The organism is Thalassospiraceae bacterium LMO-SO8, assembly GCA_031655335.1.
GTDB lineage: Bacteria > Pseudomonadota > Alphaproteobacteria > Rhodospirillales > Casp-alpha2 > UBA1479.
Genome location: CP134226.1, coordinates 1937041 through 1952611, shown reverse-complemented (window position 1 = coordinate 1952611; position 15571 = coordinate 1937041). Strand labels below are relative to the sequence as shown.

Below are 15571 nucleotides of genomic sequence, written 5' to 3'. Positions count from 1 at the left end.
CAGGCCGGGGTTGACCAGGCCGGCACCGGCGGGCACCTTCACCGGCACGATGCGTATTTTTCGCCATTACCAGAACATCCCCGGCGACGCCCGGGGCGCCGTGGTCGCCATCGGCAATTTCGACGGCGTGCACCTGGGCCATCGCGCCGTGATCGGCGAGGCCGGGGCCATCGCCCATGCCACGGCACGGCCCTGGGGGGTGCTGACGTTCGAACCGCACCCCCGCGCCTTCTTTGCCCCCGGCACCCCGCCCTTCCGCCTGACCCCGTTCCACGCCAAGGCGCGGCTGATCTTCGGGCTCGGCGTCGACACCATCTTCGTGCAGCAGTTCAACAAGGCGTTTTCGTCGCTGACGGCCGAGGACTTCATCGAAACCGTGCTGGTCGGCGGCATCGGCGCCCGGCACGTCGTCTGCGGCTACGATTTCGTGTTCGGCAAGGGCCGGGGCGGCAGCGCCGAAATGCTACTGGGCTTCGGCAAGCGCCTGGGTTTCGATTTCACGGCCGTGCGCGCCCAGACCTTCGCGGGCGGGGACAGCGCCGAAACCGCCTATTCCTCGACCGGCGTGCGCGAGGCCCTGCGGGCGGGCGATCCCCAGGCCGCCGCCCGCATCCTGGGCCGCCCGTTCGAGATCGAGGGCCGGGTCATCCAGGGCCATCAGCGCGGACGCACCATCGGTTTTCCCACGGCGAACCTGGCGCTGGGCACCTATCTGCGGCCCGCGCGGGGGGTTTACGCCGTGCGCGTGCGCGTCGGCGAAGGACAGGAATACGCCGGCGTCGCCAACATCGGAAAGCGCCCGACCTTCGCCGGCGAGGCCGATCTGCTGGAGGTCTTTCTGTTCGATTTCACGGGCGATCTGTACGGCCGGCGGCTCGGCGTGCAACTCGTCGAATTCCTGCGCCCGGAAAAGAAGTTTGACGGCATCGACCAATTAAAGGCACAAATCGCCGCGGACAGCGACCAAGCACGCCAAATCTTATCGAAAACAGGGCCATGACCGTCGATTACAAAGCCACGGTGTTCCTGCCCCGGACCGACTTTCCCATGAAGGCCGGTCTGGCCGCCAAGGAACCGGACATCATTCAGAAGTGGGAAGAGGTCGGCCTCTACCAGCTTCTGCGCGAGGACGCCAAGGGCCGCCCGCCCTTCGTGCTGCACGACGGCCCGCCCTACGCCAACGGCAACCTGCACATCGGCCATGCGCTCAACAAGATCCTCAAGGACGTGATCGTGCGCGCCCAGCAGATGATGGGCAAGAACGCCAATTACGTGCCCGGCTGGGACTGTCACGGCCTGCCCATCGAATGGAAGATCGAGGAACAGTACCGCGCCCAGGGCAAGGACAAGGACCAGGTGCCGGTCGTCGAATTCCGCCAGGAATGCCGCGATTTCGCGCAGCACTGGATCGGCGTGCAGCGCGACGAGTTCAAGCGCCTGGGGGTTATCGGCGACTGGGCCAATCCCTACACCACCATGAGCTTCCCGGCCGAGGCGCAGATCGTGCGCGAGCTGCTGAAGTTCCTCGACAACGGATTGCTCTATCGCGGTTCCAAGCCGGTGATGTGGTCGGTGGTCGAAAAAACCGCCCTGGCCGAGGCCGAGGTCGAATACCACGATCATGAATCGGACACCATCTGGGTCAAGTTCCCGGTGGTCGCGGGCGATGCCGGGCTCGCTGACACGTCCGTGGTGATCTGGACGACGACCCCCTGGACCATCCCCGGCAACCGGGCGATCTGTTTTTCCAGGCGCATTTCCTACGGCCTGTACGAAGTCACCCAGGCGGCGGACGACAACTGGGCCAAGCCCGGCGACAAGCTGGTGCTGGCCGACGCGCTGGCCGCCGATGTGTTCAAGGCCGCCCGGGTCGAAGGGTTCGAGCGGCGCGGCGATGTCGCCGCCGATGTTCTGGCCGACCTGACCTGCGCCCATCCCCTGCGCGGCATGGGTTACGAGTTCGACGTGCCGCTGCTGGACGGCGACCATGTCACGGAAGAAACCGGCACCGGCTTCGTCCATACCGCCCCCGGCCACGGGCGCGAGGATTTCGAGGCCTGGACCGGGTCGGGCAAATTCCTGGCCGAGCGCGGCATCGATTCGCACATCCCCTATACGGTCGACGCCGACGGCCGCTTCACGGCCGAGGCCCCCGGGTTCGAGGGCGGCCAGGTGATTACCGAGACCGGCAAGAAGGGCGACGCCAACGACCGCGTCATCAAGGCCCTGGTCGACGCCAACCGGCTGATCGCGCGCGGACGACTGAAGCATCAGTACCCCCATTCCTGGCGATCCAAGAAGCCGGTCATCTTCCGCAACACGCCGCAGTGGTTCATCGCCATGGACCGGGATTTCGCCGTGCCGAACGGCGCCGGCCAGGCCAGCCTGCGCGACGTCGCGCTGGGCGCCATCGGCCAGACGCAGTTCGTGCCCGGCGGCGGACAGGCCCGCCTGCACGCCATGATCCAGAACCGCCCCGACTGGGTGATTTCCCGCCAGCGCGCCTGGGGCGTGCCGATCACCGTGTTCGTGCACAAGGAAACGGGCGAGCTTCTCAACGATCCGGCGGTCAACGCCCGCATCGTCGCGGCGGTCGAGGCCGAAGGCGCCGACGCCTGGTTCGCGTCCGAGCCGGCGCGCTTCCTCGGCAACGACTACAGCGCCGACGACTACGACCGGGTGATGGACATTCTCGACGTGTGGTTCGATTCCGGATCGACCCATTCGTTCGTCCTGGAACAGCGCGACGACCTGACCTGGCCCGCCGCCCTTTACCTGGAAGGCACGGACCAGCACCGCGGCTGGTTCCATTCGTCGCTGCTGGAATCCTGCGGCACCCGGGGCCGCGCCCCCTATGACGCGGTGCTGACCCACGGCTTCGTCATGGCCGAGGACGGCCAGAAGATGTCGAAGTCCCTGGGCAACATCACCGCCCCCCAGGATGTGTGCAACCAGCACGGCGCCGATATCCTGCGTCTCTGGGTGGTCGGATCGAACTATTCCGAGGACCTGCGCATCGGGCCGGAAATCGTCAAGTTCCACGCCGACATCTACCGCCGCCTGCGCAACACGTTGCGCTACCTGTTGGGCAACCTGGACGGCTTCAGCGCCGCCGAACGCCTGGACATGGCCGAGATGCCGGAACTGGAACGCTGGGTGCTGACCCGCCTGTGGCGACTCGACAAGATGCTGCGCAGTGCGTGCGACAGCTTCGAATTTCACGGCGTGTTCACGGAACTGCACAATTTCTGCGCCGTCGACCTGTCGGCCTTCTATTTCGACATCCGCAAGGACACGCTGTACTGCGACCGCGCCGATTCCATCGAACGCCGCGCCGCGCGCACCGTGCTGGACGAACTGTTCAACTGCCTGACCGCCTGGCTGGCCCCGTTCCTGTGCTTCACGGCGGAAGAAGCCTGGCAGGCGCGCCTCGCCCAGCCCGACGCCGCCGACAGCGTCCACCGCCGGCAGTTCCCGGAAATTCCCGACAGCTGGAACGATGAAGCCCTGGAGGCCAAATGGCGCACCGTGCGCCAGGTCCGTCGCGCCGTCACCGGCGCGCTGGAACTGGAACGCGCGGAAAAGCGCATCGGTTCATCCCTGCAAGCCCATGTCACCGTGCATGTCACGGCGGAACAGGCGGCGGCCCTCAACGGCCTCGACCTGGCGCAGACCTTCATCACCTCGTCGGGTGAGATCACGACCGCCCCGGCGCCCGAGGGTGCCTTCACCATGCCGGAAGCCCCCGGCGTCGCCGTCGTGCCGGTGCTGGCCACGGGGGCAAAGTGCGAACGTTGCTGGAAGGTGCTGGACGACGTGGGCGCGGACGCGGACCATCCGACGGTCTGCACGCGCTGCGCCGACGCCGTGCGTCATTCGTCCCTGGCCGCCGAATAAGGCCCCGCTTGTTGGCTGATCCCCGGACATCGCTGCGCATCCAGGGTCTGGGGCTCGCCTTGCTGGTCATCGTCCTCGACCAGATCACCAAGTGGTGGGTGCTGACCGACATCATGAACCCGCCCCGGGTCATTGAACTCACGCCCTTCGCCAATCTGGTCCTGGTGTGGAACCGGGGCGTCAGCTTCGGCCTGTTCAACACGCAATCGGATTACGGCCCCTGGATTTTGGCCGCCGTGGCGGTCGGCGTTTCCGCCATTCTCGCGGTCTGGCTGTTCCGTGGGCCGGAGCGCATCGTCGGCTGGGGAATCGGGCTGATTCTGGGCGGCGCGCTCGGCAACGTCATCGACCGGCTGATCCATGGCGCCGTCGTCGACTTCGTCGACCTGCACGTGGGCGACGCCCATTGGCCCGCTTTCAACGTCGCCGACAGCGCCATAACCGTGGGCGCGGTGCTTCTGATCCTTGATTCCTTGTTTCACCGGGATAAATCATCGTAGATTGGCTGGCCTCGGCGGGGGCCGGAACGGGACCCCGTTCCGCGAAAATCACCCCAGGGCGCAACCTGTTGAGCATGAAACGGCGGGCATGAAACGGCAAACGGCACGAACGACGGGTATTTTTCTGGTGCTGATGATGGCGTTCAGCCTGGGTGCCTGCGATTCCGTGAAGCGCGCGATTTCCGGCGGCAAGAAGGCCCCCGACGAATTCGCCGTCTACAAGCGCCCGCCGCTGTCGCTGCCGCCCGATTATGCGCTGCGTCCGCCCGAGCCGGGGCGTGAGCAGCTTGAAACCTACAGCCCGCGCGACCAGGCCCGCGCCGCCATGCTGCGCCGCCCGGTGCAGGCGCAGCCGCTTGCCGAAACCACGCCGGGCCTGACCGTGCTGATGGACAAGATGGGCACCGCCGATGCCGATCCCGCCATCCGCACGATCATCGACCAGGAAACGCTCGCGCTGTCCGAAGAGGACCGCCGCCTGATCGACAAGCTGATCTTCTGGGTCGACGATCCGAAATATTCGGGCACCGTGGTCGATCCGGCGGCCGAACAGCGCCGCCTGCTGGAAACCCAGGCCCTGGGCAAGCCGGTCAACGAAGGCAAGACGCCCGAGATCAAGCGCGAGACCCGCAAGAAGGGTATTCTCGGATTCTAGCCGGAAGTCCGCAAAAAGCGCCTGGCCGCCTTGAAATCGCCGCGATCTCGACGACAATCTTCCCAAAGCCTATACCCAGAAGCGTCCGCCGTTGCCGCGGGCGCCGTTCATCCCCATCTTTCGGGGGCACGCCGCTCCGCATCCCGCCACTGACCGCAACCCGCAACAGGCCCTGATCCCGACATGTTCATGCCCCCCACCCCCCGCCATCGGTCCGGCCGGCACCTCAGCCCGCTGATCGCCGCCCTGGCCCTGCTGGCCGCCGCCCTGACATTGGGCGCCACGCCGGCCCTGGCCAAGGTGTTCAGCCCGGAAACCTTCACCCTGAAGAACGGCATGCAGGTGGTCGTCGTCAGCAACCACCGCGCGCCCGTAGTCACTCATATGGTGTGGTACAAGGTCGGCTCCGCCGACGAAAAATCGGGCTATTCGGGGATCGCGCATTTCCTTGAACACCTGATGTTCAAGGGCACCAAGACGCGCAAGCCGGGTGAGTTCTCCAAACTGGTCGCGCGCCACGGCGGGCAGGAAAACGCCTTCACTTCCTACGATTACACGGCCTATCACCAGACCATCGCCCGCGAACACCTGGAGATGGTCATGGAGATGGAGGCCGACCGCATGACCAACCTGACCCTGACCGACGCAATCATCGAACCGGAACGCCAGGTCGTCCGCGAGGAACGCCGGTCGCGCACGGACAACAACCCGGCGGCGATCCTGAGCGAGCACGTATCCGAGGCGCTGTACCGCAACTATCCCTACCGGCGGCCGATCATCGGCTACGACCACGAAATCGTCGCCATGACCCGCCAGAACATCATCGATTTCTACAAGCGCTGGTACGCGCCCAACAACGCGATCCTGGTGGTCGCCGGCGACATCACGGCCAAGGAACTGAAGCCGCTGGCGGAAAAATATTACGGCGCCGTTCCCGCCGCCGCGCCGATCGCCCGCGCGCGCCCGGCCGAACCGCCGCAGGAGGCCGCGCGCATCGTCGCCATGCAGCATACCCAGGTGCGCCAGCCGTCGTGGCGCCGGTCCTACCTGGCCCCCAGTTATCTTTACGGCGAAACGCAACACGCCTACGCCCTGCAGGTCCTGACCGAAATCCTGGGCGGCGGCGGGACGTCGCGGATTTACCGCAAGCTGGTCATCGACGACCGCAAGGCGGTCTCGGCCGGCACCTATTACGATGCCGATTCCCTGGGCCCCAGCAGCTTCACCATCTACGGCAGCCCGCGGCCCGGCGTGACCCTGCCCGAGATCGAGCAGGCCGTCGATGCCGAGCTTGACCGGGTCGCCAAGGACGGCGTCACCGCCGACGAGGTCGCGCGCGCCAAAAAGCGGCTGGTCGCCAGCGCCGTGTTCGCCCGCGATTCCTTTACCGCCGGGGCGCGGACCCTGGGGGCGGCGCTTGCCGTCGGGCGCAAGGTCGCCGACGTCGAAGCCTGGCCCGACCGCATCACGGCGGTCACCGCCGAGGAAATCCAGGCCGCCGCCAAATACGTTTTCGTCAAGAAACACTCGGTCACGGCCTTTCTCGTGGAAGATAAGGAGAAGCCGGAATGAGCCGCCTTCTGTCCCGCGCCGCCCTGGCCCTGGCGGCGACCGTCTTCGTCCTCTACGCCATGCCGGCCAAGGCGACCCAGATCGAGCGCGTGGTCAGCCCCGGCGGGATCGAGGCCTGGCTGGTCGAGGATCACCTCAACCCCATCATCTCGATGCACCTGGCGTTTCGCGGCGGCAGTGCCCTCGACCCCAAGGGCAAGGAGGGGCTGGCCAACATGGTCTCGACCCTGCTCGACGAAGGGGCCGGAGACCTGGACAGCAAGGCGTTCCAGCAGACGCTGGAAGACAATTCCATCACGCTCCGCTTCAGCGCCGCGCGCGACAGTTTCGGCGCCCGCGTCCAGGTGCTGACCGAATACCGCGACCTGGCCTTCGATCTGCTGCGTCAGGCCATGACGAAGCCGCGCTTCGACGCCGAACCCGTGTCGCGCCTGCGCGCCCAGCTGCTGGCCAATCTGCGCCATGAATCGGAAGACGCCGACGCGATCGCCGGCAAGGCGTTGATGAAGGCGCTTTATCCGGACCATCCCTACGGCCGCCCGACCGGCGGCACCCCGGACAGCGTCGCCGCCATCACCGCCGACGACCTGCGCGCCTTCGTGCAGGAGCGGCTTGCCCTGGACACCCTGGCGGTCGGCGTGGTCGGCGACATCACGGCCAAGGAACTGGCGCCGCTGCTTGACAAGACCTTCGGCACCCTGCCGGCCAAGGCCGCCCCCTGGCAGGTGCCGGACGTGGCCCCCAAGACCGCGGGCCGCACCATCGTCATCGAAAAGCCCCTGAAGCAGAGCAACATCCTGTTCGCCGACCGGGGCCTGATGCGCAAGGATCCGGATTTCTACGCCGCCTATGTGATGAACCATATCCTGGGCGGCGGCGGCTTCACCTCGCGCCTGTATACGGAGGTCCGGGAAAAACGCGGCCTCGCCTACTCCGTCTATACCTACCTGCACCCCATGGACCACTCGGCGGTCTATGTGGGCGGGGCCGGCACGGCCAACGCGCGGGTCGCGGAAACCATCAAGGTCGTCGGCGACGAATGGGCCAAGCTGGCCAAGGACGGCGTGACCGAGGCGGAACTGACCGCGGCCAAGCAGTACCTGACCGGATCGTTCCCGCTGCGCTTCACGGCGACGGAACGAATCGCGTCCATCCTGGTCGGCATGCAGACGGAAGAGTTGGGCATGGATTACCTGGACAAGCGCAACAGCTATATCGAGGCCGTCGGCCTCGACGATATCCGCCGCGTTGCCCGGAAACTCTTGCATCCCGACGACCTGACCGTGGTCGTCGTGGGCGAACCCAAGGGCGTCAAACCGACGCCCTGAGCCCCGCCGTTGGCGGCGCTGGGGACGGATGGTACTCTCGCCGGCGCAACCGTCCCCCGGAGGATATGAGACCCCCATGCCGCCCCCCGCCCCAACGCCGGCTTGGCAGGCGCTCGCCGACCACCACCGGGCGGCGGCGGGCAGTCATCTGCGCGACCTTCTCGGCGACGGCAAGCGCACCGATGCCCTGACATTCGTTCTGGACGGCCTGTACCTGGATCTGTCCAAGAACCGCCTCACCACTGACACCCTCGCCCTGCTGGTCGCCCTGGCCAATGAGCGCGGCGTGGCGGCGCGGCGGGACGCCATGGCGGCGGGCGAGGTGATCAACACAACCGAGGACCGCGCCGCCCTGCACATGGCGCTGCGCGCCCGCGCCGAGGACGGTTTCGCCGTCGGCGGCGCGCCCGTCCACGGCGACGTTCAGGCCGTGCTCGACCACATGGCGGCGTTCGTCGCCGGCGTCGAAAGCGCCACGCGCGTCGGCGCCACCGGCAGGGCCTTCACCGATGTCGTCAACATCGGCATCGGCGGCTCGGACCAGGGGCCGCGCCTGGCCTGCCGGGCCCTGGCCCCCTATCGCCGGCCAGGCATCACGCCGCGCTTCGTGTCCAACGTGGACGCCACGGACCTGACGGAAACCCTCGCCGCCTGCGATCCGGAAACCACCCTGTTCATCGTGTCGTCCAAGACCTTCACGACCGCCGAAACCATGACCAACGCCCTGACGGCCCGGCGCTGGCTGGCCGACGCCCTGGGGTCGGGCGCGGTCGCCCAACATTTCTGCGCCGTCACCACCAACGACGACGCGGCGCGCGATTTCGGCATCGCCGACGACGCCCGGTTCGGGTTCTGGGACTGGGTCGGCGGGCGCTATTCGGTGTGGTCGGCGATCGGGCTGCCGCTGGCGCTGACGGCGGGCATGGACGCGTTCCGCGACTTCCTGGCCGGGGCCCGGGACATGGACCGCCATTTCCTGGAAACGCCGCTCGCCGAAAATCTGCCCGTGCTGCTGGCCCTGGCCGGCATCTGGAACCGCAATTTCGAAGGCGCCGACGCCCATGCGGTGCTGCCTTATGACCAGTTGCTGGACGGCCTGTCCGACTACCTGCAGCAGTTGGAAATGGAAAGCAACGGCAAGGCCGTCGACCGCGACGGCAACCCGGTCGCCCAGCCGACCGCCCCCGTGGTGTTCGGCCAGGCCGGCACCAACGGCCAGCATGCGTTCTATCAGTTGCTCCATCAGGGAACGGACCTAGTATCCGCCGACTTCATCGCCGCCGTGGAGCCGGCTCATCCAGCGGGCGATCATCACGCCAAGCTGCTGGCCAATTTCCTGGCCCAGCCCGCCGCCCTGGCGCGCGGCCGCAAGGCGGATCCCGCCGTGCCGCCCTACAAGGTCTTTCCCGGCAACCGGCCGACCACGTCGATCCTGCTCGACCGGCTGGACCCGCGCCGCCTGGGCATGCTGCTGGCGCTGTACGAGCACAAGGTGTTCGTTCAGGGCGTCATCTGGAACGTCAATTCCTTTGACCAGTTCGGGGTCGAGCTGGGCAAGGAACTGGCCGGGCCGTTGACCCGCGCGCTGACGGAGGGCACCGAGCCGCCGGACCTCGACGCCTCGACCCGCGGCCTGCTCGCCCGCATCCGCCGCGTGCGCGATGGCGGAGACGGGCCATGATCCCTGCCCCCGTGATCCGCCGCCTGCCGGAAACCGTGGTCAACCGCATCGCCGCCGGCGAGGTGGTCGAACGCCCGGCCTCGGCCGTGAAGGAATTGGTCGAGAACGCCATCGACGCGGGCGCCCGGCGCATCGAGGTCGTGATCCGCGACGGCGGGCAGACGGCGATCACCGTGACCGACGACGGCTGCGGCATGACGCCCGACGAAATCGAATTGGCGTTGGAACGCCACGCCACATCGAAGCTGCCGGACGACGACCTGATGGCCGTGTCCACCCTGGGTTTCCGGGGCGAGGCCCTGCCCTCCATGGCCGCCGTGGCACGCATGACCATCACCTCGCGCCCGCAAGGGGCCGCCCAGGCCTGGGCCGTCACGGTCGAAGGCGGCAGCCCCGCCAAGTCCCAGCCCGCCGCCCATCCCCATGGCACGCGGGTCGACGTGCGCGACCTGTTCTACGCCACGCCGGCGCGGCTCAAATTCCTCAAGGCCGCGCGCACGGAACAGAACCATGTGGTCGAAACCCTGAACCGCCTGGCCATGGCTCATCCGGAAATCGCCTTCACCCTGTCCGACGGCAGCCGCGACCTGATCAAGCTGAACGCGGTCACGCCGCGCCTGGGCGACGATGCGGCCACGGCGCGGTTGGAACGCCTGGCCGGCATCATGGGCCGCCCCTTCGCCGATAACGCCATGACCATCGACGCCATCCGCGAAGGCATCCGCCTTTCCGGCCATGCCGGGGTGCCGACCCTGAACCGCGGCAACACGGCCATGCAGTTCCTGTTCGTCAACGGCCGGCCCGTGCGCGACCGCCTTCTGCTGGGCGCGGTGCGCGGTGCCTACCGCGAATTCCTGGCGTCCGACCGCCATCCCCTGCTGGCCCTGTTTCTCGAAGTCCCACCAGCCGAGGTCGACGTCAACGTCCACCCGGCCAAGACCGAGGTCCGGTTCCGTGACGCCGGGGTGGTGCGCGGACTGATCGTCAGCGCCCTGAAGCATGCGCTCGCCGAAGCCGGGCATCGGGCCTCGACCACCGTGGCCGGGGCCGCCCTCGGCGCCTTCCGGCCCAGCGAAAACCCCGGCGGCGCCCTGCCCCTGGGGCGAAGCGGCGGCGGTTATGGCGGGGCCTATGCGCCCGCCGCGCGGCCAGGCGGCCTGTCGGATTTCTACGCCCCCCTACCCGATCTCGACCGCACGCCCAGCGCACCGATGACGATGGCCCCGGACGGCGGTGCTATGGCGGAACAGCCAGCGGCGGACTACCCCCTGGGCGTGGCGCGGGCCCAGGTTCATGCCACCTACGTGATCGCCCAGACGGCGGACGGCCTGGTCATCGTCGACCAGCACGCGGCGCACGAACGCCTGACCCAGGAAAAGATCAAGGCCGCCCTGGCGTCCGGCGGCGTCAACCGCCAGATGCTGCTGATCCCCGAGGTCGTGGAGATGGAGGAGCCGGCGGTCGACCGCCTGCTTTCCCGCGCCGACGAACTGGCGGAGATGGGCTTGGTGATCGAAGGTTTCGGCCCCGGCGCCGTGGTGGTGCGCGAGACACCGGCCCTACTAGGAGACATGGACATCCAGGGCGTGATCCGCGACCTGGCCGACGATCTCGCGGAATACGGCGAGACCATCGCCCTGGCCGAGCGCATCGGCGATGTCTGCGCGACCATGGCCTGCCACGGTTCGATCCGCGCCGGTCGGCGGCTCAATGCGGACGAGATGAACCGCCTGCTGCGGGAAATGGAGGCGACGCCCCATTCCGGGCAGTGCAGCCACGGCCGCCCGACCTATGTGGAACTGAAGCTGGCGGATATCGAAAAACTGTTCGGCCGACGCTAAGATCGTCCTGTTTTCCGCAACCGAACGTTCAGGCCCATGCTGCGTGAATGGCTCATCCACCGGACGACCCCGGCGCCGGAGCCGGTGAAGCGGCTCGGCTATCTGAAGGAACAGATCGCCATCGCCGCCCGCCACCGGCGTCTGCACCATGCCTGGAAGGAGCACCTGGAGCGCTCCCGCCGCTTCGTGTTGTGGTCGGCGGCCAACTGCCCCGGGCAGAACAAGGTGGTGATTTTGGGGTCGGGCGGGCTTCTGGACGTGCCGCTCTGTGATCTCGCCGACGACTTCGCCGAGGTCGTGCTGGTCGACATCTTCCATCCCCCCGCCGTGCAGGCCTGGACCGCGCAGTATCCCAACGTCTATCTGGCCGAGGCCGATCTGACTGGTCTGGTTGATGACTTGGCCCAAGGCGAGATGTCGACGGAGCCGCCGTTGCCGGACATCCCCGAAGCCGATGCGGACCTGGTCGTATCCCTGAACCTGATGAGCCAGCTGCCGCTGATCCCGGCCCGGCACGTGCCCGAAAAACAGGCCAAGGCCTTCGCCGCCGAAATCCAGCGCCAGCACCTGCGCGCCCTGCAGGCCCTGCCGGGCCGGGTCTGCCTGATCACGGAAACCGTGCGGGAATTTGTCGCGGATGGCGAGGTGGACGAGACGGAGCCCGCACTCGCCGACATCAAGCTGCCGGAACCGGAGGAACGCTGGATCTGGAACCTGGCGCCGGCGCCGGAGGTGGAGCGCGGCCGGGACCTGCGCCTGCGGATCGCGGGCTATTCCAATCTTTTCAGGAAATAGACCTTGGCCGCGCCGTAGATGCGTTCGTCCAGCGTCTCGAACCCGCGCGTCCCGGCCAGGCTTTCCTCGGCCCCGACCTCGACCACCACGGTGGCGTCGGGGGTCAGCCAGTTCTTGTTCAACAGGCCGCGCAAAGCCGGATCGGCCATGCCCTGACCGTAGGGCGGATCGAGGAACACCAGCCCGGCCGGCGTCTTGGCGGCGCGCGGCGGCACCGCCAGATGGGTGCAGTCGAGCCCCAGCATCAGACATTCCCGCCACAGGCCCATGGCCGCCGCGTTGTCCTTGGCGATCTTGAGGTGGACCGGATTGCGGTCGGCGAAGATGCCGAAGGCGGCCCCCCGCGACATCGCCTCGAGCCCCAGCGCCCCCGTGCCGCAGAACATGTCGGCGACGGTGATGCCGTCCAAATCCACGGCCGCCTTGCCGTGAGCCAGAATATTGAAGATCGATTCACGGGCCCGGTCCGAGGTCGGGCGCAGATCCCGGCCCTCGGGGGCGGCCAGCTTCTTGCCGCGGAACCGGCCGGCGACGATGCGCATCAGGCCACACCCCGCATCAGGATAGAACCTTGCCCAGCTGTTCCTTCAGGGTCTTGCCCTTGATTTCGTAAACGTCGCCGCGCGCCAGATTGCCCAGCTGGAACGGGCCGTAGGCCGTGCGGATCAGGCGGTTCACGGTCAGCCCCAGATGTTCCATCACCTTGCGGACCTCGCGGTTCTTGCCTTCGGACAGGCTGATGGTCAGCCAGTGGTTAGCGAAGCCCTTGCGCACCTTGTCGCCGGGCTCCATCTGGTCGATCTCGGCCTTGATCGGGCCATAGCGCACGCCGGATACGGTCACCCCACGGGCCAGTTTGGCCAGATCCTCGGGCTTCACCGCGCCGTGCACGCGCACCCGGTAGCGCCGGTTCCAGCCGTTGGACGGCAGTTCCAGGCGCCGCGCCAGGCCGCCGTCGTTGGTCAGCAGCAACAGCCCTTCGGAATTGAGGTCGAGACGGCCCACGGAAACCACCCGGGGCAGGTCCTTGGGCAGGCGGTCGAACACCGTCGGCCGGCCTTCCGGGTCCTTGTGGGTGGTGACCAGACCGACCGGCTTGTGATAGCGCCACAGCTTGGGCGGCGCCTTGCCCGGCAGGGGCTTGCCGTCGACCAGGATGAGGCTGGATTCCGTCACCGTCTGGGCCGGAGTCAGAAGTTTCTTGCCGTCGAGGATGACGCGGCCTTCCTCGATCCAGCGTTCGGCCTCGCGGCGCGAGCACAGGCCCGCGCGGGCGATCACCTTGGCGATGCGTTCGGGGGCGTCTGCGGTCTTCGCGGTCTTGGGTTTTTCGGCCATGGCGGGGACATTAGGGGCGGACGGCGGCGGCGGCAAGCATTGACGACGGGAGGCCGGCGAGTATGGTTGGCGCCATGGACAAACCGGCATCAAACAGCTTCATGAGCCAGGCCCTGGAAGAGGCCCGCGCCGCGGCATCGCGCGGCGAGGTGCCCGTGGGCGCCGTGGTGGTCGAGGCGGCGACCGGCCGCGTCCTGGCCCGCGCCGGCAACGAGACCGAGGCCACCCACGACCCGACGGCCCATGCGGAAATCCTGGCGCTGCGCCGCGCGGCGCAGGCGCAAGGCGCGCCGCGCCTGACCGACTGCGATCTCTACGTGACCCTGGAACCCTGCGCCATGTGCGCCGCCGCCATCAGCCATGCCCGCATCCGGCGGCTTTATTTCGGAGCCTATGATCCAAAGGGCGGCGGGGTCGAGCACGGCCCCCGGTTCTTCACCCAGCCGACCTGCCACCACGCGCCCGAGGTGGTCGGCGGCCTGGGCGAGACGGAGGCGGCGGCGCTGTTGAAAGACTTTTTCAAGGACCGCCGCTAAGCGGTTGAAATTCTAGGATTCAGGATTCCGCCGCGAGGGGCAGGTTGACCAGCAGGTTCTGCGGCTTCAGGCGCACGCGTTGGCCCGGGGTCATGCAGAGCGCCAGATAGATCGGCTTGCCCCGGACCTCAATGGCCATCTGGTTGGGGTCCTTGAAGTCGAGGCGGAACAGCGACAGCAGCCGTTCCATGCGCGCATCCTCGACATCTTCCCCTTCGTAGAGGTCGTTCAGCAGCGTCGAGGCTTCGGCGTCCAGGCCCAGATGCCAGACCCATTTCTCGTCGTTGATTTCCTGCACCGGCTGGATCGAGACCTCGGCCTGTAGGAAATGACGGACCCAGGCTTCGAGCACACGGCACAGCGCATCCAGCCCCGGCCGGGCGAAGGAGATGTCGAGCACCGTGTCGTAGCGTTCGTTGCGGTCCCAATAGATGGCCGCCGTGTCCGTCTGCAACACGTCCATGTCGACCTGGCGGGCGGCCGCGCCACTGCCGACCACCAGCTTGCCCAGGCTGCCCATGCCGGCCGTGGTGGCCAGCATCTCGACCGTTTCCGCATCGCCCAACAAAATCGCGCCGTCCTTCAAGGTCACCGTCTGTTCGCGGAACAGAAGTTCCGCCGCGCGGGCGCGGAACGGGTCGTCCGTGCCGTCGATGACGCGCCGCGCGACGACGTGGGCCATCTGATCGATGAACAGCGGCGGAATGGTGACGCCGTCCGAGCGGAAGATTTCCAGGTAACAAGCCTCGACCGTGCCCGCGCCCACAAGCCGGTCGCGGAAGGCGAGCAGCACCCGGTAGTTGTCGCGCGCGTCTTCGTCGGCCATGGCGTCGATGCGCCCGTCGCCGACGGCTTCGCGGGGATTGGCCATCAGGGCGCCGTGCAGGGCCCGTTCGGCATCGCAGGATTCCGCGATGGGGGCGATTTCCGGACGTTGCAGATAGGCACGCAGGAAGGCATCCGTCACGGCCAGATGCCCGGCCCCGTTCCGGGTCAGCAGATGGTAGCCGGAATTGGGCCAGAAATCGGGCGCCGGGGTATTCATGGGCTAGTTATGGCCGCTGATGTCGGCGTGCAGCGGCTTGGTGTCCTCGAAGGTCTTTTTCTGCGCTTCGTCGGCGGGCTTCTGGAACTTGTCCTTCCATGCGTCATAGGTCATGCCGTAGACGACCGTGCGCGCCGCGTCGTAATCGACGTCCTCGCCCTTGGCCTGGGCCTCGGCGGCGTACCATTTGGCCAGGCAGTTGCGGCAGAACCCGGCCAGATTCATCAGGTCGATGTTCTGCACGTCCGTGCGCTTCTGCAAATGCTTGATGAGGCCGCGAAAGGCGGCGGCTTCCACTTCCGTGCGGGTCTTGTCGTCCATGTCGTCGTTTCCTCCGTCTTCCGCCGCGCCGGTGTCCCGCGCGGCGGCTGTTCGTCTGTGCG

At 67.5% G+C, this 15571-nt stretch carries 14 protein-coding genes; 10 read left to right on the top strand and 4 right to left on the bottom strand.

Annotation, left to right across the window (positions count from 1 at the left end; genetic code table 11):
- The first annotated feature begins 10 nt into the window (after positions 1 to 10).
- The 9 genes from RJ527_09465 to RJ527_09425 all read left to right on the top strand — a co-directional run bounded on the left by RJ527_09465 (position 11) and on the right by RJ527_09425 (position 12269).
- Positions 11 to 1000 carry a bifunctional riboflavin kinase/FAD synthetase gene (locus RJ527_09465; GenBank protein ID WND77960.1) on the top strand — a complete coding sequence of 330 codons (990 nt, stop codon included), beginning with the start codon at positions 11 to 13 and terminating at the stop codon, positions 998 to 1000.
- Positions 997 to 3897: an isoleucine--tRNA ligase gene (gene ileS, locus RJ527_09460; GenBank protein WND77959.1), complete on the top strand. Its 2901-nt coding sequence runs from the start codon at positions 997 to 999 to the stop codon at positions 3895 to 3897. Before RJ527_09465 ends, ileS begins: the two co-directional genes overlap by 4 nt.
- Positions 3898 to 3908: 11 nt before the next feature.
- Positions 3909 to 4397 (top strand): signal peptidase II, encoded by a 489-nt coding sequence (gene lspA / locus RJ527_09455; GenBank protein ID WND77958.1) that lies wholly within the window; start codon positions 3909 to 3911, stop codon positions 4395 to 4397.
- Positions 4398 to 4485: 88 nt separating this feature from the next.
- Complete coding sequence (locus RJ527_09450) at positions 4486 to 5052, top strand: DUF3035 domain-containing protein (protein ID WND77957.1); 567 nt, start codon at positions 4486 to 4488, stop codon at positions 5050 to 5052.
- A gap of 189 nt (positions 5053 to 5241) precedes the next feature.
- Positions 5242 to 6624 (top strand): pitrilysin family protein, encoded by a 1383-nt coding sequence (locus tag RJ527_09445; protein ID WND77956.1) that lies wholly within the window; start codon positions 5242 to 5244, stop codon positions 6622 to 6624.
- The gene (locus RJ527_09440) at positions 6621 to 7952 is read left to right on the top strand and encodes a pitrilysin family protein (protein ID WND77955.1); all 1332 of its coding nucleotides are present in this window, start codon (positions 6621 to 6623) and stop codon (positions 7950 to 7952) included. Before RJ527_09445 ends, RJ527_09440 begins: the two co-directional genes overlap by 4 nt.
- Before the next feature lie 76 nt (positions 7953 to 8028).
- Entirely contained in the window at positions 8029 to 9633 is a 1605-nt protein-coding gene (pgi, locus tag RJ527_09435) for a glucose-6-phosphate isomerase (protein WND77954.1), read from the top strand.
- Positions 9630 to 11474 (top strand): DNA mismatch repair endonuclease MutL, encoded by a 1845-nt coding sequence (gene mutL, locus RJ527_09430; GenBank protein ID WND77953.1) that lies wholly within the window; start codon positions 9630 to 9632, stop codon positions 11472 to 11474. Before pgi ends, mutL begins: the two co-directional genes overlap by 4 nt.
- 36 nt (positions 11475 to 11510) lie before the next feature.
- Positions 11511 to 12269 carry a hypothetical protein gene (locus tag RJ527_09425; protein WND77952.1) on the top strand — a complete coding sequence of 253 codons (759 nt, stop codon included), beginning with the start codon at positions 11511 to 11513 and terminating at the stop codon, positions 12267 to 12269.
- On the opposite strand, the gene rsmD is transcribed toward RJ527_09425, so the two are convergent.
- Both rsmD and RJ527_09415 read right to left on the bottom strand, forming a co-directional pair.
- Positions 12245 to 12811 (bottom strand): 16S rRNA (guanine(966)-N(2))-methyltransferase RsmD, encoded by a 567-nt coding sequence (rsmD, locus tag RJ527_09420; GenBank protein ID WND77951.1) that lies wholly within the window; start codon positions 12809 to 12811, stop codon positions 12245 to 12247. The genes RJ527_09425 and rsmD overlap by 25 nt on opposite strands.
- A 16-nt stretch (positions 12812 to 12827) precedes the next feature.
- The gene (locus RJ527_09415; protein ID WND77950.1) at positions 12828 to 13607 is read right to left on the bottom strand and encodes a pseudouridine synthase; all 780 of its coding nucleotides are present in this window, start codon (positions 13605 to 13607) and stop codon (positions 12828 to 12830) included.
- Between the two features lie 62 nt (positions 13608 to 13669).
- Here RJ527_09415 and RJ527_09410 point away from each other — a divergent pair, with 62 nt between their 5' ends.
- Positions 13670 to 14143: a nucleoside deaminase gene (locus RJ527_09410; protein WND77949.1), complete on the top strand. Its 474-nt coding sequence runs from the start codon at positions 13670 to 13672 to the stop codon at positions 14141 to 14143.
- Positions 14144 to 14162: 19 nt separating this feature from the next.
- On the opposite strand, the gene RJ527_09405 is transcribed toward RJ527_09410, so the two are convergent.
- Positions 14163 to 15188, bottom strand: coding sequence for a DUF6352 family protein (locus tag RJ527_09405; GenBank protein ID WND77948.1), 1026 nt, complete (start codon positions 15186 to 15188; stop codon positions 14163 to 14165).
- A 3-nt stretch (positions 15189 to 15191) separates the two neighbouring features.
- Positions 15192 to 15509: a DUF1244 domain-containing protein gene (locus tag RJ527_09400; GenBank protein ID WND77947.1), complete on the bottom strand. Its 318-nt coding sequence runs from the start codon at positions 15507 to 15509 to the stop codon at positions 15192 to 15194.
- Positions 15510 to 15571: the final 62 nt, after the last annotated feature.